We start from the raw sequence: 18,966 nt of genomic DNA on the forward strand, positions 1-18,966 counted from the left end.
CATTCGCTGGTTTTCAAGGAAACCACCCCTAAAGGTGTCGCATTCGCTGGTTTTCAAGGAAACCACCCCTAAAGGTGTCGCATTCGCTGGTTTTCAAGGAAACCACCCCTAAAGGTGTCGCATTCGCTGGTTTTGGAAACGCACTAAAGCCCCTACTTCGTAGGGTTACCCCTATTTTAACTTCGCCGCACGAGCTAAGCCCCACTTTGCGACAAGGAGCCACACTCCCTTGACCCACCTCTTGTGCTTTGAACTATCTTTGAGAAAGTTATCCATCCGACAAATGCGGATTTTTTTGGTTGGTTTTTCTATATCTTTTTAGCCTTTTTATAAACTTGATAAAGCTCATCTTGTGTTGGCTCGTTAGCTTCAGCTAGAAATTTAGCGTATTGCTTGGCTCTAGTTTCAGCTTTTTTATGCTTTGATTTGGTATAGTTTCACCCATAGCTTCTACTTCTTGTTTAGCTATTTGTGGGGCGTTTAAAGTAGAGAGCGTGTCCCCACCCCATACTATATCACCCTTAAATTTACCGCTATAAGCGGACAAGTTCGCGGTATCGCCTTTAACTTGTGAATTTGGCTTTCTTTTATCTTTATTCAGTTTTGGATTTCTAAAAATCATTTTATCTTTTATATTTCTATCAAAATAAAATGTTATAATATCATCAGTAACCGTAGGTTGTGGTAATTCGGCGGTCGTCATGTCCCTACGGCTACTATCAACAACAACCCTAAATTTAACCCCTTCTTTATTTTCCCATTCGTAAATTCTAGCTCCATTTTTATCTATAAAAGGCTCTTTGTATGTTTTTATATACTCTCTTAAGGAGTTGCCTAAATTTAAAAGCTCTTGATTGGTTATATATCCTGGTTTAGTTTCATCCATTAAATGTCTTATTTTAATATGTTTAGCACCTTTATCCCTGTTAGTATTGGCATATCTTATCGCACTATCTACATTTTCTAAATCAGTCTTGATATAAGTTGCTTTTTTATCATTATAAGTTACATTGTGGATGCCTCTTATCTCTTTTTTAGCTTCAGATAAAGTTAAAAAATAAAAATTTTATCTTTATATATTTACCATAGATAAAAAATATTGATTTTAATTATCATTTAAGTAATTTGTTGCTACAATTCCATTTAGTTTTTGATAAGCAATATCAAAATATAATATTTAGGAGTAAATTTATCTTTATTTACGGAGAATTTAATGTTAGCATATTTTTATACTGGCGGTCCATTTATGTGGCCTATATTTTTCCTTTTTGTTTTGTCATTTGGGGTAATACTTGAAAAGCTCTGTTACTTTCTGATTTACGAACTAGATGCCACGGCAAAATTTAAGATGAAGTTAGCAACTCTAATCAACAGCAACAAAGATGAAGAGGTAAAAATTTTATGCCAAAAATATAAAAATACAATTGCTAAAACTACTATTTTTGTGCTTGAAAGTGTAAATTTTAAACTAGATACAAAATCGCAAATAGACTACATTATTGAAGAGGCTATAAATGATAAAATTGTAAATTTGGAAAAACATAACTGGATTCTTAGAATGTGTGCAAGCGTAGCTCCGCAACTTGGGCTTTTAGGCACAATTACTGGAATGATTAGATCATTTGCTGGATTAAGTGGCGGAGCAAATGCACCAGAGGTAGCCATAGGAATTTCAGAAGCACTCTACACCACAGCAGCCGGTCTAATAGTAGCAATTCCTTGCTTAATAATTCATCTAATGATAAACAAGAAAATAGATTATATTTTAAATGACTTAAATAGAACAATTGGGCTTTTTAGCAGGAGAATTGCATGAAATTTGTAAGAAGAGAACAAAATAAAATCGGCAGAATTTCTATGCTAAATTTGATCGATGTTATCTTTGTTTTGTTGCTATTTTTTATGCTAACAACAACATTTAACAAACTTACTCATTTTAATGTAAATTTACCGCAGACTACTACTGAATTTGAAAAAGATAATAACTTACCAGTAGAATTATTTTATGAAATAAATGAAAAAATTACATTAAAAATTGGCGAAATAGAGCAAATTTTAAGTATAGACGCATTAAAAAATTTCATCTCGAATTTGGATGAAAATCATAAAAATAGTATCAAAATAAGCGCCGATGAAGGGCTTGAATATAAGAAAATTATCGATCTTATTTCTATTTTAAAAGATGCAAATGTCAATAATGTAGAGTTAAATATAAGAAAAAATTAAACCAATAATTTAGGAGTTAAAATGATAAACAAATTTGCTATTTTTAGTCTATGCGCCACATCAGCTATCGCTCTTAATGCCGCTGATACCAAGCTTGATACCACAGTCATCACGGCTACAGGCTTTGAGAGTCCCTTAAAAGATGAAACTAGAAATGTTTCTATCATCACAGCTGATGAGATCCAAGGGCGAGGGTATGCTAGCGTCCAAGAGATCTTAGAAAAAGTTCCAAGTGTAACCTTCGTCAATCCTGGATTTGGCGATACGGTAGATCTTAGAGGTCAAGGAAGCAAAGCCAATACATCTGTAAAAGTATTGATTAACGGAATTGGGTTAAATATGCTAGACACTGCTCATGCTGTAGTTCCAATCAATATGATAAATGTCGATGATATAGAAAGAATTGAGGTAATCCCAGGCGGAGGAAGTGTGCTTTATGGTGGAGGTACTGCAGGTGGCGTTATAAACATAATTACAAAGCAAAAGCCTGAGGATTTTTTTGCTAATATTTCAGCTAAATTTGGCTCATACTCTCACAGATCTACAAATTTAGCTCTAGGGGTAAAAGCAACCGATGATTTATATTTAAAATTTAACGCAAAAGCCTTCAGCGAAAATGGCTATAGATATAATGAAAGAAATAGAGGATATTATACAAGCGGATCAGCTATCTATCAGATAACAGATACTCAAAACATAACACTAAATACAAACTACTATAGCTCAAAAATAGACACAACAAGCTCAATAACAAAAGATGAGCTTAATAATAATAGAAAAGCAGCAGGAAGTGATAAAACATTCCAAAAAGATAGACAACTCGATATTAGCCTAGACTACTCTATTAAGCCAGTTGATGAGCTCGAAATTCGAATAATGCCATATTATCAAAAAATAAAAATGACACCAGATATTTTCTCATCATATGTTACTTATGGTCTTTTCGAAGATGAAAAAAAGGGCGTAAAAACAAAAGGTAGATATGATTATGGTAGTGGCGAATTTGTAGCTGGATACGAATATGAGAAAAATGATGGAGCAAGAAGCTCTATTATGGATATGAATATGCCAACAGGGGGGGGGCGCTATCATAATGATATAAATGTAGATATAACAAAAAATACTCACTCTATATACGCACTTCAAAGGCATGAGTTTAATAGCTGGTTTTCTTTAGGTGCTGGGGCAAGATATGAGTGGGCTGATTATACAAATAGCAGAACTACAAATGTGAATATGACAACAAATGGAATGCCACCTAGACCTATAAATACCACAGATAGCATACAAAATAACACTGATATTAATACTTATGCATTTGAAATTACGCCAAATTTCAAATATTCAGATACTGGGAATGTTTATTTAAAATTTGAGCGTGGCTTTATATCGCCAAGTCCAGTTCAATTAACAGATAAAGATCAAATCAAAGGCTACTCATTTAATAATTTAAAGCCAGAGATATTTAGGACATATGAAGTTGGTATAAAAGATTTAATTTTTGGTCAATTCTCAAGTGCTACAATCTTTAAAACAGATACAACTGATGAGATTGTTTATGAAGAGCTTGGTGGTGGTCGCCACGCTCAAGCTTGGAGATATTATAATCTCTCAAAAACTCGCCGTTATGGAATTGAGCTATATTCAGAGCAATGGCTATTTGACCAATTAAAACTAAGTCAAACATTCTCATATATTAATGCACAGATAAAAGAGGGCAAAGATAATGGAAAAAGAGTGCCACTTGTCCCAAGAACTAAATTTGTGCTAGGAGTTGATTATCTGCCAATTAAAAAGCTTACAATTTTAAGTAATTTTAAATATTTTGATAGCACGGTTGATAGCAACTATGATAAGATAAAAGATCGTTTTATCGTTGATATTGGCACAAAATATGACTTTGCAAAAAATATCTCAATGTCAGCTGGAATAAAAAATCTATTTAATGAAAGGTATAACACATATCAAAATAAAAAACAAAATAGCTATATTCCAGCACCTGAGAGAAATTTTTATGCTGAGTTTAAATACACATTTTAAGGCATAAAATGAGATATTTCTTGCTCTCTCTCATTATAAATTTGGTGATATTATTTTTGCCACTGCACTCAGATGAAGCAATAACTACCCCAAAAAAGATCACTATAAAATTAAATGAAACAAAGGGGCAAGAAACTCCAAAAATCGAGCCAAAACCAAAAAAAGAGGAGATAAAACAAGATCTAGTAGAGGAATTAACAAAAATCGAAAAGGCAAAAGATGAGCCTATAAAAGAAGCTCAAAAATCCAAACCACAGCCAAAACCAAAAAAAGTGCTTAAAGATATACACAAAGTAGAAAAAATAGAGCAAATAAGCGAAATTTCAATTCAAAATCAATTTGATAAATCACAAATTTCAAATAAAACAACTCAAAATATAGTTAATGAGTTTAAAAAAAGCGAAGATGTCTGCCTAGAAGGGGTTGGCTTTATAATCACAAATAAAATAGAACCAACCTACCCTAAAAAAGCACTTTTATTAAAGCTTAGAGATACTTTTATAGTTGAAGTTGAATTTCAAATAAACAAAGATGGAAGTATTAAAATTCTAAAAGTCAATGGAAAGAGTGAAATTTTTAATGACCAAGCTAAAATATTAACCCAAAAGCTGGATATCAAGGTACTTAAAGATGGTATTAGTAATTGTAAAATTATAAAACCATATGAATTTAAATTTAAAGGATAAAAGGTGCTTATAGAGATAAAATGCCACAAAATGCCAAGCCTTAATAGATCGCAAATAGTAGAATTTTGTAAAATAGATGGATGCTTAAGCATTAAAAGAGAAATACTAAAATACCATAAATTTGATATTTTTTGGAAAAATAGTATCGCAAATATAGTAAGCTTATTTAAAAAGGATTTGGCGTGAAAAAAATTGTCATTTTTTCATCACTTACAGGAAATACAAAAAAAGTCGCAAATAGCATTGCTAGTGCGTTAAATTGTAAAAGCATAAATTATACCCAAATCTCATTACAAGAGTTAGAAAATTATGATTTTATAGCTATAGGATTTTACATAGACAAAGGCGATATGGATAGTGATTTTAAGGGCTTTACAAGCCAAATTCGCTCTAAAAAAATAGGGCTTTTTATAACAATGGGCGGAGATACAAATAGCGAATATGCAAAAAATGCTATAGATGGATTTAAGGCTAAATTTATTTCGCAAGGAAATGAGATTTTAGTTACTTTTTATTCCCAAGGCGCGATCGATCCAAAAATTATAGAAAAAATGCGAGAAATGGCAAAAATTTATCCAAATGATAAACGCTATAAAATCACGCCAGAAAAAGAAGCTAGATGGCTACAAGCAAGCACCCATCCTGATAAAACTGACTTAGAAAATGCAAAAAACGCATTTTTAGCACTGAAAATTTAGAGGTAAAAAGTGAAATTCTATTTAAAATCTACATTTGAGCTTATCTTGATTTTATTCTTAATTTTTGCCGTTATATCTAGAGCTATTATCACGCATTTAGGGCATAATTTTGTATATAATATTCGCTTAAAAATCGTAAAAGAGATATTAAATGCAAAATTTTGAAAGCATAAATAAAATTCCAAAAAACAAGCTCTTAGCATCATTAACTAGCGATATAACAAGCATCAGTATGGGTTTTGGTTCAATTCCTGAGGCTTTACAAGGAGCTTTTATTTTAATTTCCACGCTTGGCTATATAGCATATCTATCACCTGGTATTGGGATTTTGGTTATGCTTTGCCTAGCTGTTATGATTGTTATAAGTTTTTATTTTATGAAAAGAACTTATACATATTTTAGCAGACATAGACTTGGCAAAAACACACTTTATAAGGATTATTCTGAGTGTATTGAAGGCCAAAAAAAGCGTTTAGCTCTTATAAATGCTCTTTTAGAAAATAGAAGTTTATTGCTTCTTGATGAGTGGGCGACTAATCAAGATCCAAACTTTAAAGCCATTTTTTATAATGAAATTTTACCTTATCTAAACTCACTTGGATTTACTATTATATTAATTAGTCATGATGGTAGATATTTTTATGCTGCACAAAAAATTTATGAGATAAAAAATGAAAAGATTAAGATTTAGCTCAGATTGTAATGCAGCTTGAGCTAAACTTTAATTTTAAGGAGAAAAAATGAAAAATAATGCAATTAAGCATATGAATGAGGAGCACGGCGATATAGTCGAGGCAATGGCGATAAAATTTGGCTCACTACAAAATGCCAAAGATGCAAAAATAGTAGATATTGATGAAGATGGTTTGGATATTGATGTTGATGGAAATTTAATAAGAGTTCCATTTGCTAAAAAAGCCAATCAAAATGGCGAAGGATACAAAGATGCGATAATGGAAATTTGTAAAGATTTAAAGCCAAGCGGTGATAAGCTTGTAAAGATTTCAGCTCAATTAATTGAATTTATAGATAGCAATAATAGCGTCATAATTTCTAGCCTAAAAAATGGTATGCCATTTTCATCTTATGCACCAGCTATGAGAAAAGATGATGAAATTTTAGCTTTAATCTCATCAGTAGCACCTCACTATAAAAATTTAATATCAAATCCAGATAAGGTTTCAATTCTTTTCTTACAAGATGAAAGCAAGGCAAACACGATATTTGCACGAATTAGGGCTAGCTGGGAAGCAAAGGCAAATTTTGATAAAAATAGCCAATTAAGAGAATTTTTCTTTGACGAAATAACCAAAAAATTTCCACAAGATCAAGCGGCAAATTTTATAAGAGAAATGAGCGATTTTGAAGTTATTAGATTTAGTCTAACAAATGGTAGATTTGTGCGTGGTTTTGGTGCGGCTTACGATATGGTTGGGTTTAAGATTTTATCCCAAGCCGATGGCGTAAATCCTCACAATATGCCTCACAAACACGGAAAATAATATGCAAAAAGCTTGGCGGACAAATTTATTTTTTATAGCTTTATGCATTTTTTTGGTAATCTATTCGCTAAGTGTTGGTGGGGCAGATATAAGTTTTGGCGATATTTTAAAATTATTTAGCGACCCAAATAGTATAGATGAGGCGAAAAAAAACAATTTTACTTGAAATAAGACTTCCAAGACTTATTATGGCATTATTGATTGGAATGCTTTTAGCAAGTAGTGGCGTAGTAGTACAAAGCGTATTTTTAAATCCACTTGCTGATCCATATATTATAGGAATTGTAGCAAGTGCGACATTTGGTGCGGTTATTGCATACTTCTTAAAACTCCCAGATATTTATTATGGGGTTTTTGCTTTTTTTGTAGCCTCAGCACTATCTTTAGTGATTTTTAGCCTGTATAAAAAAGGGAAAAGTATAGCTACCTTGCTAATAATTGGTATCGCCTTTAGCTCTTTTTTAGGAGCATTTACGAGCTTTGCTACATATTTGATTGGCGAAGATAGCTTTAAGATAGTTGCTTGGATGATGGGGTTTTTAAGTGGAGCAACTTGGGAGAAAGTGGCTATTTTGATAGTTCCAGTGATTTTTTCTACAATGTATTTTTACTTTAAAAGACATGAATTAAATGTGCTTTTAAGCGGAGATGATGAGGCAAAAACCCTTGGCGTGAATGTTCAAAAGAGTAAGAAAATACTGCTTATAATAGCAAGTCTCGCAACTGCTTTTAGCGTGGCATTTACAGGAATGATAGGATTTGTAGGACTCATAATTCCACATACACTAAGATTAATTCTTAAAACTTCAAGTAATGCAACTCTAATTCCAGCTTCATTAATTGTGGGAGCTTTATTCTTACTATTTTGTGATAACTTAAGCAAAAGTATTTTATCTCCAATAGAAATTCCAATAGGCGTTGTTACGGCATTTTTCGGTGCTCCATTTTTTCTATTTTTAGCAATAAAACAAGGAAAAGCTAGTGGGTGAAATTTGCGTAAAAGATCTAAGCTTTGGCTATGATAAAAGCCTTATTTTAGAAAATATAAATTTAAGTGCTAAAAGTGGCGAATTTATTGGAATTTTAGGTGCAAATGGTTCTGGAAAAAGCACACTTTTAAAAAATCTTTTAAGATTAATCGAGCCAAAAAGCGGTATTATCAAAATCAATGATAAACCACTAAAAAAATACACACTAAAAGAGCTTGCACAAACCATTGGTTTTGTCCCGCAAAAATCGGCTATATCTATGCCTTTAAGCGTTTTTGATATTCTCTTGATGGGTAGATTTTCATATCTAAAAAATAGCTTTGAAAACTACTCAAATATGGATATAAAAAAGGTCAATGAGATTATGGATCTGCTAAAAATTTCTAAATTTAAAGATAGAATAGCAAACTCATTAAGCGGTGGCGAATTTCAAAGAGTGTTACTTGCAAGAGCACTAATTAGTGAGCCAAAAGCCCTATTTTTAGACGAACCAACAAGTGCGCTTGATTTACACTATGCTGTAGAGATGATGAAAATTTGCAAAAATCTAACAAAAAAGTTAAATTTACTAAGCTTAATGGTAATTCATGATTTAAATCTTGCTAGTATGTTTTGTGATAGATTAATTATGCTAAAAGATGGCAAAATTTGCTATAGTGGTGCTCCAAGAGAGCTTTTTAAGAAGGAAATTTTGAAAGAAATCTATTGCCTAGATTGCGAAATTATCGAATATAATGGCTCATTTTTTGTTATAGCTTCAAAGGATTAAAATGAAAAAATTTATTATATTAATTTTAGTTGCGTTTTTTGCTTTAAATTTAAATGCTAAACGCCTTGTTATACTTGATCCAGCCATTATTGAGATGCTTTACATGCTTGAAGCTCAAGATGAAATTGTCGCTATCGCACAGCCGACAACTTCAAAAATTTGGCCCGAAAATCTAACGCAAAATCTCACTAGCGTTGGCACTTACACTAAGCCAAATTTAGAAAAAATTATCGAGCTAAAGCCAGATCTTGTGATTGCTAGTTTTCACTCCATCAATACAATAAGTGAGCTTAAAAAATTCGACATAAATGCCACAATCTTTGAGGCTAATAGCCTTGAAAATATATACTCAAATATAGAAAAAATCGGAGAAATAGTCCAAAAGAGCTCTAAAGCTAAAGAAATTATTTCTTCGCTAAAAAACTCATTAAATAATGCTATAAACTCTGATAATCTAAAAGGAAAAAAGGTTGCGATTTTGTTTTCAACAAATCCAATTATGGCATTTAATAACCAAACTTTGCCAAGCGATATTATCTCAAAGCTTGGATTAGAAAACATAGTAACTGATACAAAAGCAAAATCACCCATTTTGCCAATAGAGATGCTACTTACTGCAAATCCTGATTTTATCGTAGTTATCGGAGATAATGAGCAAAAAAATAGCTTGATAAAAACATATCCAGCACTAAAAGGAGTAAAAGCTGCAAAAAATGGAAAAATCATATCCATTCCTTCATCGCTTTTATTAAGAGGAACGCCTAGAATAGAAAAGGGAATTCAAATTCTGCTAAAAGAGATGAGATAGAGTAATAAACCAAATATAGCATAATCTGTTTTCTTAATAAAAATTTGCTAAGAAAACATAAAATAATATTTTAGCTATAAAAGTCTAATTCAAATCATAAATAAACACTCAAAAGGCGTAAATTTTACATGATGTTATGCTATTTATTTTCATAATTTTTAAAGTTATACACCTTTACTACTAGGATATTTGGCTTAGCTATGATTTTCAGTGGCGGACAGAGAGGGATTTGAACCCCCGAAGGCTTTCACCTTACACGCGTTCCAGGCGTGCTCCTTCAACCACTCGGACATCTGCCCAAAACAACAAAAAATTAAAATGATTAAATAAAACACAAGCTCAAAAGAGCAAGTGTCTTTACAAAAAGGAGGTTATTTGTTTAGGAATTTTGATTATATAATTAATTCTTTAACATATAATAAATATAAACTAAAGTAAAAATTATTAAGACAAAATTTGATATAATCATAATAAAAAGGATAAAAATGCTAACTCATTTAAATGAAAAAAATATGCCAAAGATGGTAGATGTAAGCAATAAAGATATAACCAAACGCATAGCAATTGCTAGTGGAGTAATCACAATGTCTAAAGATGCCTACACAGCTATCAAGAATAATACCGCCAAGAAGGGTCCGGTCTTGCAAACTGCTGTGGTTGCTGCTGTGATGGGTGCTAAACGCACTAGCGATCTAATCCCAATGTGCCATCCACTTGCTATAAATTCAGTTGATATAGATATAGTAGATATGCAAGAATTGCTAGGATTTAAGCTCATTGCCAAGGTGGCAACTCAAGGCAAAACTGGCGTAGAGATGGAGGCGCTTAGTGCTGTTAGTGTGGGGCTTCTTACCATCTATGATATGATAAAAGCGATTGATAAATCAATGATAATAAGCGATATAAAACTAGAGTCAAAAAGTGGCGGAAAAAGCGGAGAATATAGGAGAGAAGATGGCTTACATTTGTGAAATAAATGGTAAAAAACCAGAAATAATCTACCCAACATTTTGGGAATATAAGATAATTTTTGATAGCTCAAGCGATGAAAAAAGCATAATCAAAGAGTGCGTAGGAGATAGAAAGCATAAGCTTAAAATCTCTCACACAAGCAAAAATGGTAAATTTAAAAGCTTCAATCTAAGCGTATTGGTAAATAGCGATACTGAGCGTTTGGAGCTATTTACCTTGCTTAAAAAATACTCTAAATTTGTATTATAAATTGACTTTATTTAATCATCTCTTTGGCTACATTTACTATATTTGTAGCACTAAATCCAAAATGCTTAAATAACTCATCAGCTGGGGCTGAGGCTCCAAAAGAGCTCATTCCAAGCACATTATCAGCAAATTTATACCACTCAAGCGCACTTGCAGCCTCTACGGCTAAAACCTTAGTATTAGGCAAAAATACACGCTCGATATAGCTACCATCTTGCTTGCATAAAAGCTCAAAGCAAGGAGCTGAGACGACATTTACACCAATACCGCTATTTTCTAGCAATCTAGATGCTTCAAGGCATAATCCAACCTCGCTACCGCTAGCTACAAGTGTTATTTGCGGATTTTGGCTCTCTTTGATTAGATATGCACCATTTTCCACGCTACCAAATTTAGGCTCATCTAATGGATTTAGCCCCTGTCTTGAGCAGACAAAACCACAAGGAGCATTTAGCTTAAGGGCGATCTTCCAGCACTCCACATTTTCAGCACCATCAGCAGGACGAAAAGTATAGAAATTTGGCATAGCTCTAAATGTGCTAAGCTGCTCGATTGGCTCATGTGTTGGGCCATCTTCTCCAACGCCTATACTATCATGCGTCCAGATAAAATAGTGCCTAAGCCCCATAAGTGCTGCTAGTCTAGCCCCAGCCTTAAGATAATCACTAAATATAAAAAATGTCGCACTAAAAGGGATAAAAATCCCATATCTAGCATACGCGTTACAAATCGCCGCCATGGCGTGCTCTCTAATGCCAAAATGCAAATTTTTGCCATTTGGATAATCGCCAAATCCTTTTAGCTCGGTTTTATTGCTTGGAGCTAGATCAGCACTACCACCGATAAATCCAGGTAAAGCAGCGGCAATAGCATTTAAAATTTTACCATTGCTATCCCTTGTTGCCATCTTTTGACCTTTTAATACAGGGAATTCAATCTTGCTAAAATCAGGATTTAAAAGCAAATTTAAAAGCTCTTTTTTCTCTTTATCTAGCTCACTTACCCTCTTATCCCACACAGCATTTGCCAAATCGCCCCTTTCAAGTGCGAGATTAAACCAAAATTTCACATCATCATCAACAAAAAAAGTTAAATTCGGATCAAATCCCGCCGCCTCCTTAGCCTTAGCTATCACCTCTTCACCAAGCGGAGCACCATGTGCGTGATGGCTTCCTTCTAGCTTACCAGCACCTTTGGCGATCTTTGTTTTAGCAATTATTAAGTATGGTTTTGTCTTGTTTTTGGCCTCATTTAGAGCAAATTCAATCTCATCATAGCTATGTCCATCAATCTTAGCCACCTCAAATCCCGCCGCCTCAAACCTTACCTTAACATCCTCAGACCACGCTATAGCCGTATCGCCCTCTATAGTAATCTCATTGCTATCATAAATTATTACTAAATTATCCAAATTATGCTTACCAGCTAAGGCGCAAGCCTCATAGCTAATCCCCTCTTGTAAATCTCCATCCCCACATAAGCAATAGACCTTATGATTAATAATATCACTACCCAATAAATTCTCAGCTGATTTAGCCGCCATCGCAAAGCCAACAGCATTTGCAACGCCTTGACCAAGCGGTCCAGTAGCAATCTCCACGCCAGGAGTCTCGATCTCTGGATGACCTGGAGTTTTAGAGTTAAGCTGACGAAAAGCCTTTAAATCATCTATGCTAATATCATACCCACTAAGATGTAAAAAGCTATAAACCAAGCTACTAGCATGACCACCACTAAATACTAATCTATCGCGGTTTAGCCAAGTTGGATTTTTGGGATTGTGATTTAAATGAGTGCTTAAAACCGCAACTATATCAGCTAACCCCATCGGAGCACCTGGGTGACCTGAATTTGCCTTTTGTACCATATCAGCACATAGAAATCTTATCGTATCAGCTTGCTTTTTATACATTTTCATCCTTTTAAATATCTGTTTATTAGATCCAAGATTAGCTCTTTTACTTTGATATTTTGAATTTGATCTACTATCTTAACTTCTAGCTCATCTCTAATGCGTTTTGCCTCATCTACGCCAAGTAAATTGGTAAATGAATTTTTAAAAGTATCGTTATTTGTGGGTTTCCCAGCGATTTGAGCGTTGCTAGTGGCATCTATTATATCATCGTGAATTTGAAATGCTAATCCAAGCTTTAGCCCAGCTTCATATATCTTATCACACTCTTTATCACTAGCTCCGGCAATTACTGCGCCAATTTGTATACTAGCTGCGATGAGAGCGCCAGTTTTGTGTAGGTGTAGGAATTTTAACTCATCTAAATTTAATTTTTTATTTTCAAAATAGCAATCAATGGCTTGACCAATTACCATACCATTAAGACCGCCATTTTTACTAAGTATCTGAATGGATTTAATAGCTATATCCGCTGGCAAATTTGAATTAGCCAAAACCCTAAAAGCTTCAGTATTTAAAGCATCGCCAACCAAAATAGCTGTGGCCTCATCATATTTGACATGCAAGGTAGCCACACCACGGCGAAGATTAGAATTATCCATCGCTGGAAGGTCATCGTGAATGAGTGAATACGCGTGTAGTAGCTCCACTGCTAAAGCCGCTGGATATGGATCACACGATGGATTTATGGCTTTAGCGGTGCCGATTAATAATTGAGCACGAAAATGCTTACCACCTGCTTTTAAAATCCACTCAATTGCCTCGTTAAAATGCGGATGAAAGCTATCTGTTTTGGGTAAATTTGACTCTAAATACTCCAAAAAACTCATTTATTTACTCGCACAAAAAACTGAAAATCATCTCTTGAGATTAGATAGTATGCTTGAACATTTTTATTTTTCATAATATTATCCACTTCAATGGCACTTTTAATAGCAACGCCATCTATTTGCATAATTTTATCTCCAACTTTTAAACCTAGCTTACTAGCTTTGGAATTTGCTTTTACGCTAGTAATTGTCATTGTTTTATCCACATTTAGTCCAAATTCAGGTAGAAATTTTGGCTTTGGCGGAATCTTTTTAACCTCAGCGGTTTTATTATCATCTATAATATTTTTAGCTGTTATATTTGACATTTTAATATCATAATTTAAAATCTGCGAACCACGCTTAATCTCAAATTTAAGCAAAGAGCCCTTATCGGCAAATAGCACCATCTCATTTATCTCTCTTAAACTTGTAGGCTTTTTACCATTGACTGAGAGAATTTCATCACCACTTCTAAGCTCTTTTCCAGCACCAAATGGATTTGCACTTACTACTTTTATAGTGGTATTGTTTTCATTAAATTTAACCCCAATATCCCCATAATACACATCATCATAACGCATAAAATGCTTTAAATATCTATTTGGTATAAATCTATATTCTCCAAGGCTGATCCCAACCATCGAAGCACAATCACAAACTAGCATTCCAGCCTTGCCCGTGCTAAAGCTAAGCTCATCAAGCTGTCCAAGCTCACTACCAAAACTCTTTATATGCCCCATATTTACGATATTTTCTTCTAAGGTCATAACCCACATATCTTGCCTACTATCAAGTTCATCAAGCATAAATGCCCCACGCAAAGTAAATCCAGGCTTGATAAGATATAGCCCAAGATATGGATCAAATTTGATATAATCTGCCTTATTTAGCGGATTACTCTTATCATACACTACAGCTGCATACTCGCCATTTAGAGCGATTGCGATATTATCTTTATAGTTAAATTGCGACTCTCTCATCTTCTCATATATGGCAGCTCTATCGGCTATTGTAGGCTCTGGAGCCGCATTTAAAATCGCCCCAAGCATTAAGATAGCAACAAAAATCCTAATCATAATCCACCCCCAAAAGCACCAAATCCGCCAAGTAGCGATGAAGCCGCTTTTTGCTTCTCTTCATTGGCTAAATTTATAGCGTCATTTATGGCTGAAATTAATAGAATTTGCAAACTATCCTTATCTTCAAGCAAAGAATCATCTATGCTAATATCTAAAATTTCAGATTTACCATTAATTTTTACACTTATTAATCCCCCACCAGACTTACTACAAAACTCCTTTTGTGCGAGCTGGGCTTGGAATTCATCTGCTTTTTGCTGAGCTTGAGATAGCATTTGCGTCATCTTTGAAAAATCAAAATCTTTAAACATCTATTTACCTTTAAATTTTGGCGATTATAGCAAAAGTGCCTTTAAATCTTGCTTTTTAGCCATCTATTTTATTATTTGAATCCACATGGATAATTGTAGGTTGAAATTTCTTAGCCTTTTTAAGGCTCATTGAAGCGTAGCTTACAATGATGATTATATCGCCTACGCATACCTTTCTAGCTGCTGCACCATTTAGGCAAATTTCCCCATCTTTATCGCCTTTAATAACATAAGTAGCAAATCTCTCGCCATTATTTACATCAAGTATCTCTACCTTTTGAAACTCAAGCAAATTTGCTGCTTTCATGAGCTTTTCATCTATGGTGATTGAGCCAATATAGTTTAAATTTGCATCAGTTACAGTGGCTCTGTGAATTTTGCTAGATAGCATCTCAATTTTCATTTTTATCCTTTTTATCTAATATATCTTTTACAACTTCTTGGTCGCTAAATGAATATTTAACCCCATTTATCTCTTGATAACTCTCATCTCCCTTGCCTAAAATCAATAATACCTCATCATTTTGTATATCCATAGCCTTTGCGATTGCCTCTTTGCGGTTTTGAATTTTAATCGTATTTTTAGGCATTAAAGCAGCAACTTGCTCTATTATCTCATCTGGATCTTCACTCCTTGGATTATCGCTTGTTACAATTGCGATTTTAGCATATTTAGCGACGATTTGCCCCATTATAGGGCGTTTGCTTTTATCTCTATCTCCACCAGCACCAAATACTACAATCAGCTCTTTATCATACATAGAGCTTAATACCTTTTGTATCCCATCAGGAGTATGAGCAAAATCCACAATAATAGTCGGCAAATGCGATACAATCTCCATTCTACCAGCCACGCCCTTAAAGTCCTTAAGCCCATCGCATATGGATTGTAAATCCAAATTTAATAGCTTTTTTGTAGCAGCGATCACGCTAAGAGCGTTATATAGATTAAATTTGCCATGTAAATTAAGGGATAAATCCGCCTTCTCATCGCCATTTATAATAGTTGCGTTTATGCCATTTTCTAAATTAATTTTATCAGCATAAATATCAGCGTGATTAGTTGAATATGTGAGTGAATTTATAGGATTATAGCTAATCTCTTTACAATCAGCGTTTATAATCTTATCGCACTCATCATTTAAAAAGCTAGATTTTACCCTTGCGTATTCGCTAAAGCTTTTATGATAATCTAGATGATCTTGGCTTAAATTTGTAAAAATCTTTAAGCTAAATTCCAAGCCTTCAATGCGATTTTGTGCTATGGCGTGCGAGCTAACCTCCATAATAAAATATTCGCACCCGCTATCAACGGCCTCTTTAATATAGCTAATACTCTCTAGAATTTGGCTTGTTGTTAGCCCCTTTTTGGCTATTTGTCTATCGCCGATAAATGAGCCACAAGTCCCGCTAACTGCACTTTTATAGCCCAAATTTGCTAAGGTATGAGCTAGTAAAAATGCGGTTGTGGTCTTGCCATTTGTGCCAGTAATACCTATAATTTTAATTCGGTTTTTAAGCCCTAAAAGCTCTATAGCCTCGCTTGGGCTAATCAATTTTGCCCCAAGATCTAAGGCTTGAGCGGAGTATTTGGAATTTGAATTAGAAAGCACAAAATAGCAACCACTCTTAACTTCTTTAGAATTATCAGTAATAAATCCGCTATTTAAGGCTATTTTCATCTTTATCCCTAATCTTTTGTAGCACCATAGCCACTCTCTCATCGCCCATAAACATTTTAACCGAACTCTCTAAATACTTCAGCCCAATATCGCTAAATCCATTATCTACAAGAGAATTAACAAGATCAAATAACTCATCTTTATGCGTAATAATAATTTTGGTAGAAAATAAAATACTCTCAAATAACTCTTTAAAATCATTATCATTTAATAAATTTTTAAAATCTGCGTAGGTGATGGCATTTTGGCTCTCTAGCATTATAGCGCTCTCATCGTTTGCATTTTGTATAAGCTCGATAATTTCAAGAATAGTTTGAGTATTATCCTTTTGAGCTGGATCAAAATATATCTCAAATAATGAAAGAGTGTCGCTTGGATTATCTTTTGCCGTGTCACAAAGCTCTATAAAAGCAAGTATCTCATCGCTTGGAGATCTATTATAAGCGATATTAAAGCTCATCTTAGCTAGTTCAAATTTCCCTTGTTTAAATAGCTTTATTGCAATATCTTTGTAGTTTTGCCCCATCTATTTCCTCTGATTGCAAATTTACGATATGGATTAGAATTTATGGCTAATTATACACAAAATATAAAAAATTTAGATTAAATAGCACCGATTTCTAGGCTTATCTAATAATAATTAATTAAATCTATACGATAAGCCAAAATTTGCACTATATAGCTTATCATCGCTATTTATATCAGCACCTAGATTTAAATTGATACTTAAATTTTTATTAACTATATATAAAACACCTGTATCAATTGCGAAATTTGTATGCTTTTTATCCTTGCTGTCTATTATAAATCCAGCATTGCTGCTAGTAAATGAACTTCTTATCACGCCATCATCTACTATTAAATCTCTTTTAATTTTTAAATCTGTATATAGACTAAAATCATTAAATTCTTATATAGTCTCAAGACCAATTTTGGCTTTTAAATTCTTAGCTGTGTTGCTTTGAACTTTTTGAGTTTCATATGAGTTTTTATCTTTTAATATATAATCTTCGCTTTTAAAATAGAGATAATCCGCACCAATATATGGCTTTATAGATGTTTTTTCATTTAAAGATACTCTATATCCATAACCCAATCCAAAGCTCATATAACCAATATCAAATTTAGAGTTAAAATATCTATCTAGATTTTGCTCTAAATTGCCATAACCACCAGCTAAATTAAAGTCCAATTCATTACTATCCATAAAATATCTAGTATAAAATCCAAGCTCATATATATTACTCTTAAGCTCTACATTATAACTTTTTGAGTTTGCATATGAAAAGTAAGTGCCTATCAATAAATCATCTACAAATCTATCATAACCAAAAATTCCGCCATAAAGCCTAGGATTTGTCCCATCTTTAAAATCGCCTGCTAGGGTATTAAAATAGAATGAATTTAAAAAATCATCCATCTCATCAGCCATCATAAAAGCAAAAATCTCATTATTTACACTAGCGAATTTCTCCCCTTGGAGAGATTTGATAAAACTAGCTATCTTGCGTGATTATAGCTCGGCTAGATAAGCGTTTATTTATATGTGTTGTGGTAAGAGAGTTAAATGTATTAGCTAAATTTTTAGCCAAACTCGGATATGCTACTACACTATGATTATTCATTGGTTGTGCTATCAAACTTCCCTATTTACGGCAATCTCTTGAGTGTTTGTAGGGATCTCTTGAGTAGTTTTGATGGTTTGCTCAGCAGATTTATCTGAGCCGCCACCACAGCCTAACAGAAAAAATATTGTTATAAAACTAATGCCAATATTTTTTAATACTCTAAATTTTATGTCCAGTCCAACTAATAAATTTTCAGATAAAATCTATACCTTTTCTAGATCAAATTCTTGACCAATTGGGATATTTACCACTATTAATTCTGGATGAATATCATTTCGAATTTGCTTTTCAACGCCAAATTTTAGCGTTTGAGAGCTTGCGGCACAGCCGTGGCAATGACCGGTTAAACGCACATAAACAACTCCGTTTTTAATACCCAAAAGCTCCATACCACCACCATCTCTTTGGAGCATAGGCAATACAACATTAAGACTTTCTAAAACTGGCTCATAAAGCTCTTCATCGCTAAATGGTATCATAAATATCCTTTATATTTTTAGCAATTATATACAAATATAAAAAACTTAGATTAAATAATATTTTAGAAATTAGATTATAAAGATTATAAATTAGATAAGCTAAATTTGCTAGGATCTCTCCTAG

At 33.4% G+C, this 18,966-nt stretch carries 25 protein-coding genes, 1 tRNA gene and 1 pseudogene; 14 read left to right on the plus strand and 13 right to left on the minus strand.

Translation table 11 applies throughout. The annotated features are described in order from the left end of the window. Nucleotides 1–373 precede the first annotated feature (373 nt). Nucleotides 374–886, minus strand: a complete 513-nt coding sequence (locus CSUIS19073_RS03360; protein ID WP_180379376.1) for a hypothetical protein — start codon at nt 884–886, stop codon at nt 374–376. A 327-nt stretch (nt 887–1,213) separates the two neighbouring features. Here CSUIS19073_RS03360 and CSUIS19073_RS03365 point away from each other — a divergent pair, with 327 nt between their 5' ends. From CSUIS19073_RS03365 to CSUIS19073_RS03420, 12 genes and pseudogenes are all read left to right on the plus strand, one after another. Continuing rightward, nucleotides 1,214–1,816 carry a MotA/TolQ/ExbB proton channel family protein gene (locus CSUIS19073_RS03365; protein WP_086242379.1) on the plus strand — a complete coding sequence of 201 codons (603 nt, stop codon included), beginning with the start codon at nt 1,214–1,216 and terminating at the stop codon, nt 1,814–1,816. Then, nucleotides 1,813–2,226, plus strand: a complete 414-nt coding sequence (locus CSUIS19073_RS03370; RefSeq protein ID WP_086237461.1) for an ExbD/TolR family protein — start codon at nt 1,813–1,815, stop codon at nt 2,224–2,226. The genes CSUIS19073_RS03365 and CSUIS19073_RS03370 overlap by 4 nt, the downstream gene beginning before the upstream one ends. A gap of 21 nt (nt 2,227–2,247) precedes the next feature. Beyond that, nucleotides 2,248–4,266, plus strand: coding sequence for a TonB-dependent receptor (locus CSUIS19073_RS03375; RefSeq protein ID WP_086292847.1), 2,019 nt, complete (start codon nt 2,248–2,250; stop codon nt 4,264–4,266). 8 nt (nt 4,267–4,274) lie between these two features. Then, complete coding sequence (locus CSUIS19073_RS03380) at nt 4,275–4,952, plus strand: hypothetical protein (protein WP_086237463.1); 678 nt, start codon at nt 4,275–4,277, stop codon at nt 4,950–4,952. A 3-nt stretch (nt 4,953–4,955) separates the two neighbouring features. Beyond that, nucleotides 4,956–5,138 (plus strand): hypothetical protein, encoded by a 183-nt coding sequence (locus tag CSUIS19073_RS03385; protein ID WP_086237464.1) that lies wholly within the window; start codon nt 4,956–4,958, stop codon nt 5,136–5,138. Then, the gene (locus tag CSUIS19073_RS03390; RefSeq protein ID WP_086242380.1) at nt 5,135–5,650 is read left to right on the plus strand and encodes a flavodoxin family protein; all 516 of its coding nucleotides are present in this window, start codon (nt 5,135–5,137) and stop codon (nt 5,648–5,650) included. Before CSUIS19073_RS03385 ends, CSUIS19073_RS03390 begins: the two co-directional genes overlap by 4 nt. A 9-nt stretch (nt 5,651–5,659) precedes the next feature. Next, nucleotides 5,660–5,815, plus strand: a complete 156-nt coding sequence (locus CSUIS19073_RS03395; RefSeq protein ID WP_180379378.1) for a hypothetical protein — start codon at nt 5,660–5,662, stop codon at nt 5,813–5,815. After that, a complete protein-coding gene (locus CSUIS19073_RS03400) occupies nt 5,802–6,341 on the plus strand; it encodes a hypothetical protein (RefSeq protein WP_086237466.1) in 540 nt (179 codons plus the stop codon). The genes CSUIS19073_RS03395 and CSUIS19073_RS03400 overlap by 14 nt, the downstream gene beginning before the upstream one ends. A gap of 49 nt (nt 6,342–6,390) precedes the next feature. Then, nucleotides 6,391–7,152 carry a HugZ family heme oxygenase gene (locus CSUIS19073_RS03405; RefSeq protein ID WP_086237467.1) on the plus strand — a complete coding sequence of 254 codons (762 nt, stop codon included), beginning with the start codon at nt 6,391–6,393 and terminating at the stop codon, nt 7,150–7,152. A gap of 1 nt (nt 7,153) precedes the next feature. Next, nucleotides 7,154–8,141, plus strand: a pseudogene (locus CSUIS19073_RS03410) (FecCD family ABC transporter permease). Between the two features lies 1 nt (nt 8,142). Continuing rightward, nucleotides 8,143–8,910, plus strand: coding sequence for an ABC transporter ATP-binding protein (locus CSUIS19073_RS03415; RefSeq protein ID WP_086237588.1), 768 nt, complete (start codon nt 8,143–8,145; stop codon nt 8,908–8,910). Nucleotide 8,911: 1 nt separating this feature from the next. Then, complete coding sequence (locus CSUIS19073_RS03420) at nt 8,912–9,718, plus strand: ABC transporter substrate-binding protein (RefSeq protein ID WP_086237468.1); 807 nt, start codon at nt 8,912–8,914, stop codon at nt 9,716–9,718. 211 nt (nt 9,719–9,929) lie between these two features. Here the strand turns inward: CSUIS19073_RS03420 and CSUIS19073_RS03425 are convergent. Then, a tRNA-Ser gene (locus CSUIS19073_RS03425) sits at nt 9,930–10,017 on the minus strand. 186 nt (nt 10,018–10,203) lie between these two features. Between CSUIS19073_RS03425 and moaC the strand changes: the two genes are divergently transcribed. Beyond that, on the plus strand, nt 10,204–10,689 hold the full coding sequence (moaC, locus tag CSUIS19073_RS03430; RefSeq protein WP_086237469.1) for a cyclic pyranopterin monophosphate synthase MoaC: 486 nt from the start codon (nt 10,204–10,206) through the stop codon (nt 10,687–10,689). Beyond that, nucleotides 10,673–10,939 carry an HP0495 family protein gene (locus CSUIS19073_RS03435; protein ID WP_086237470.1) on the plus strand — a complete coding sequence of 89 codons (267 nt, stop codon included), beginning with the start codon at nt 10,673–10,675 and terminating at the stop codon, nt 10,937–10,939. The genes moaC and CSUIS19073_RS03435 overlap by 17 nt, the downstream gene beginning before the upstream one ends. A 7-nt stretch (nt 10,940–10,946) precedes the next feature. Here CSUIS19073_RS03435 and tkt read toward each other — a convergent pair whose 3' ends face one another. The 11 genes from tkt to CSUIS19073_RS03490 form a co-directional block, all read right to left on the minus strand. Beyond that, a complete protein-coding gene (gene tkt, locus CSUIS19073_RS03440) occupies nt 10,947–12,851 on the minus strand; it encodes a transketolase (protein WP_086242381.1) in 1,905 nt (634 codons plus the stop codon). Nucleotides 12,852–12,853: 2 nt separating this feature from the next. Then, nucleotides 12,854–13,681: a polyprenyl synthetase family protein gene (locus tag CSUIS19073_RS03445; RefSeq protein WP_086242382.1), complete on the minus strand. Its 828-nt coding sequence runs from the start codon at nt 13,679–13,681 to the stop codon at nt 12,854–12,856. Continuing rightward, nucleotides 13,678–14,739: a DUF7488 domain-containing protein gene (locus CSUIS19073_RS03450; RefSeq protein ID WP_086242383.1), complete on the minus strand. Its 1,062-nt coding sequence runs from the start codon at nt 14,737–14,739 to the stop codon at nt 13,678–13,680. Before CSUIS19073_RS03450 ends, CSUIS19073_RS03445 begins: the two co-directional genes overlap by 4 nt. Continuing rightward, a complete protein-coding gene (locus CSUIS19073_RS03455; RefSeq protein ID WP_086237474.1) occupies nt 14,736–15,053 on the minus strand; it encodes a YbaB/EbfC family nucleoid-associated protein in 318 nt (105 codons plus the stop codon). The genes CSUIS19073_RS03450 and CSUIS19073_RS03455 overlap by 4 nt, the downstream gene beginning before the upstream one ends. Before the next feature lie 55 nt (nt 15,054–15,108). Next, complete coding sequence (gene panD / locus CSUIS19073_RS03460; protein ID WP_086242384.1) at nt 15,109–15,456, minus strand: aspartate 1-decarboxylase; 348 nt, start codon at nt 15,454–15,456, stop codon at nt 15,109–15,111. Continuing rightward, nucleotides 15,446–16,735: a UDP-N-acetylmuramoyl-L-alanyl-D-glutamate--2,6-diaminopimelate ligase gene (locus CSUIS19073_RS03465; protein ID WP_086242385.1), complete on the minus strand. Its 1,290-nt coding sequence runs from the start codon at nt 16,733–16,735 to the stop codon at nt 15,446–15,448. The genes panD and CSUIS19073_RS03465 overlap by 11 nt, the downstream gene beginning before the upstream one ends. Beyond that, nucleotides 16,716–17,261, minus strand: a complete 546-nt coding sequence (locus CSUIS19073_RS03470; protein ID WP_086242386.1) for a hypothetical protein — start codon at nt 17,259–17,261, stop codon at nt 16,716–16,718. Before CSUIS19073_RS03470 ends, CSUIS19073_RS03465 begins: the two co-directional genes overlap by 20 nt. Nucleotides 17,262–17,375: 114 nt before the next feature. Continuing rightward, on the minus strand, nt 17,376–17,579 hold the full coding sequence (locus CSUIS19073_RS03475) for a transporter (protein ID WP_086242387.1): 204 nt from the start codon (nt 17,577–17,579) through the stop codon (nt 17,376–17,378). Nucleotides 17,580–17,645: 66 nt separating this feature from the next. Continuing rightward, nucleotides 17,646–18,167, minus strand: a complete 522-nt coding sequence (locus CSUIS19073_RS03480; RefSeq protein WP_180379379.1) for an autotransporter outer membrane beta-barrel domain-containing protein — start codon at nt 18,165–18,167, stop codon at nt 17,646–17,648. A gap of 64 nt (nt 18,168–18,231) precedes the next feature. Continuing rightward, a complete protein-coding gene (locus CSUIS19073_RS03485) occupies nt 18,232–18,360 on the minus strand; it encodes a hypothetical protein (protein WP_257789240.1) in 129 nt (42 codons plus the stop codon). Between the two features lie 206 nt (nt 18,361–18,566). Next, on the minus strand, nt 18,567–18,842 hold the full coding sequence (locus CSUIS19073_RS03490; protein WP_086237479.1) for a NifU family protein: 276 nt from the start codon (nt 18,840–18,842) through the stop codon (nt 18,567–18,569). Nucleotides 18,843–18,966: the final 124 nt, after the last annotated feature.

Source organism: Campylobacter sp. RM19073 (assembly GCF_024723495.1).
GTDB lineage: Bacteria > Campylobacterota > Campylobacteria > Campylobacterales > Campylobacteraceae > Campylobacter > Campylobacter porcelli.

What these genes read in the sequence shown, in the direction of transcription:
- CSUIS19073_RS03360 (WP_180379376.1), bottom strand. Translation starts at nt 886, where the DNA reads ATGGATGAAACTAAACCAGGATATATAACCAATCAAGAGCTTTTAAAT.
- CSUIS19073_RS03365 (WP_086242379.1), top strand. Translation starts at nt 1,214, where the DNA reads ATGTTAGCATATTTTTATACTGGCGGTCCATTTATGTGGCCTATATTT.
- CSUIS19073_RS03370 (WP_086237461.1), top strand. Translation starts at nt 1,813, where the DNA reads ATGAAATTTGTAAGAAGAGAACAAAATAAAATCGGCAGAATTTCTATG.
- CSUIS19073_RS03375 (WP_086292847.1), top strand. Translation starts at nt 2,248, where the DNA reads ATGATAAACAAATTTGCTATTTTTAGTCTATGCGCCACATCAGCTATC.
- CSUIS19073_RS03380 (WP_086237463.1), top strand. Translation starts at nt 4,275, where the DNA reads ATGAGATATTTCTTGCTCTCTCTCATTATAAATTTGGTGATATTATTT.
- CSUIS19073_RS03400 (WP_086237466.1), top strand. Translation starts at nt 5,802, where the DNA reads ATGCAAAATTTTGAAAGCATAAATAAAATTCCAAAAAACAAGCTCTTA.
- CSUIS19073_RS03405 (WP_086237467.1), top strand. Translation starts at nt 6,391, where the DNA reads ATGAAAAATAATGCAATTAAGCATATGAATGAGGAGCACGGCGATATA.
- CSUIS19073_RS03420 (WP_086237468.1), top strand. Translation starts at nt 8,912, where the DNA reads ATGAAAAAATTTATTATATTAATTTTAGTTGCGTTTTTTGCTTTAAAT.
- moaC (WP_086237469.1), top strand. Translation starts at nt 10,204, where the DNA reads ATGCTAACTCATTTAAATGAAAAAAATATGCCAAAGATGGTAGATGTA.
- CSUIS19073_RS03435 (WP_086237470.1), top strand. Translation starts at nt 10,673, where the DNA reads ATGGCTTACATTTGTGAAATAAATGGTAAAAAACCAGAAATAATCTAC.
- tkt (WP_086242381.1), bottom strand. Translation starts at nt 12,851, where the DNA reads ATGTATAAAAAGCAAGCTGATACGATAAGATTTCTATGTGCTGATATG.
- CSUIS19073_RS03445 (WP_086242382.1), bottom strand. Translation starts at nt 13,681, where the DNA reads ATGAGTTTTTTGGAGTATTTAGAGTCAAATTTACCCAAAACAGATAGC.
- CSUIS19073_RS03450 (WP_086242383.1), bottom strand. Translation starts at nt 14,739, where the DNA reads ATGATTAGGATTTTTGTTGCTATCTTAATGCTTGGGGCGATTTTAAAT.
- CSUIS19073_RS03455 (WP_086237474.1), bottom strand. Translation starts at nt 15,053, where the DNA reads ATGTTTAAAGATTTTGATTTTTCAAAGATGACGCAAATGCTATCTCAA.
- panD (WP_086242384.1), bottom strand. Translation starts at nt 15,456, where the DNA reads ATGAAAATTGAGATGCTATCTAGCAAAATTCACAGAGCCACTGTAACT.
- CSUIS19073_RS03465 (WP_086242385.1), bottom strand. Translation starts at nt 16,735, where the DNA reads ATGAAAATAGCCTTAAATAGCGGATTTATTACTGATAATTCTAAAGAA.
- CSUIS19073_RS03470 (WP_086242386.1), bottom strand. Translation starts at nt 17,261, where the DNA reads ATGGGGCAAAACTACAAAGATATTGCAATAAAGCTATTTAAACAAGGG.
- CSUIS19073_RS03480 (WP_180379379.1), bottom strand. Translation starts at nt 18,167, where the DNA reads ATGGCTGATGAGATGGATGATTTTTTAAATTCATTCTATTTTAATACC.
- CSUIS19073_RS03485 (WP_257789240.1), bottom strand. Translation starts at nt 18,360, where the DNA reads ATGAATAATCATAGTGTAGTAGCATATCCGAGTTTGGCTAAAAATTTA.
- CSUIS19073_RS03490 (WP_086237479.1), bottom strand. Translation starts at nt 18,842, where the DNA reads ATGATACCATTTAGCGATGAAGAGCTTTATGAGCCAGTTTTAGAAAGT.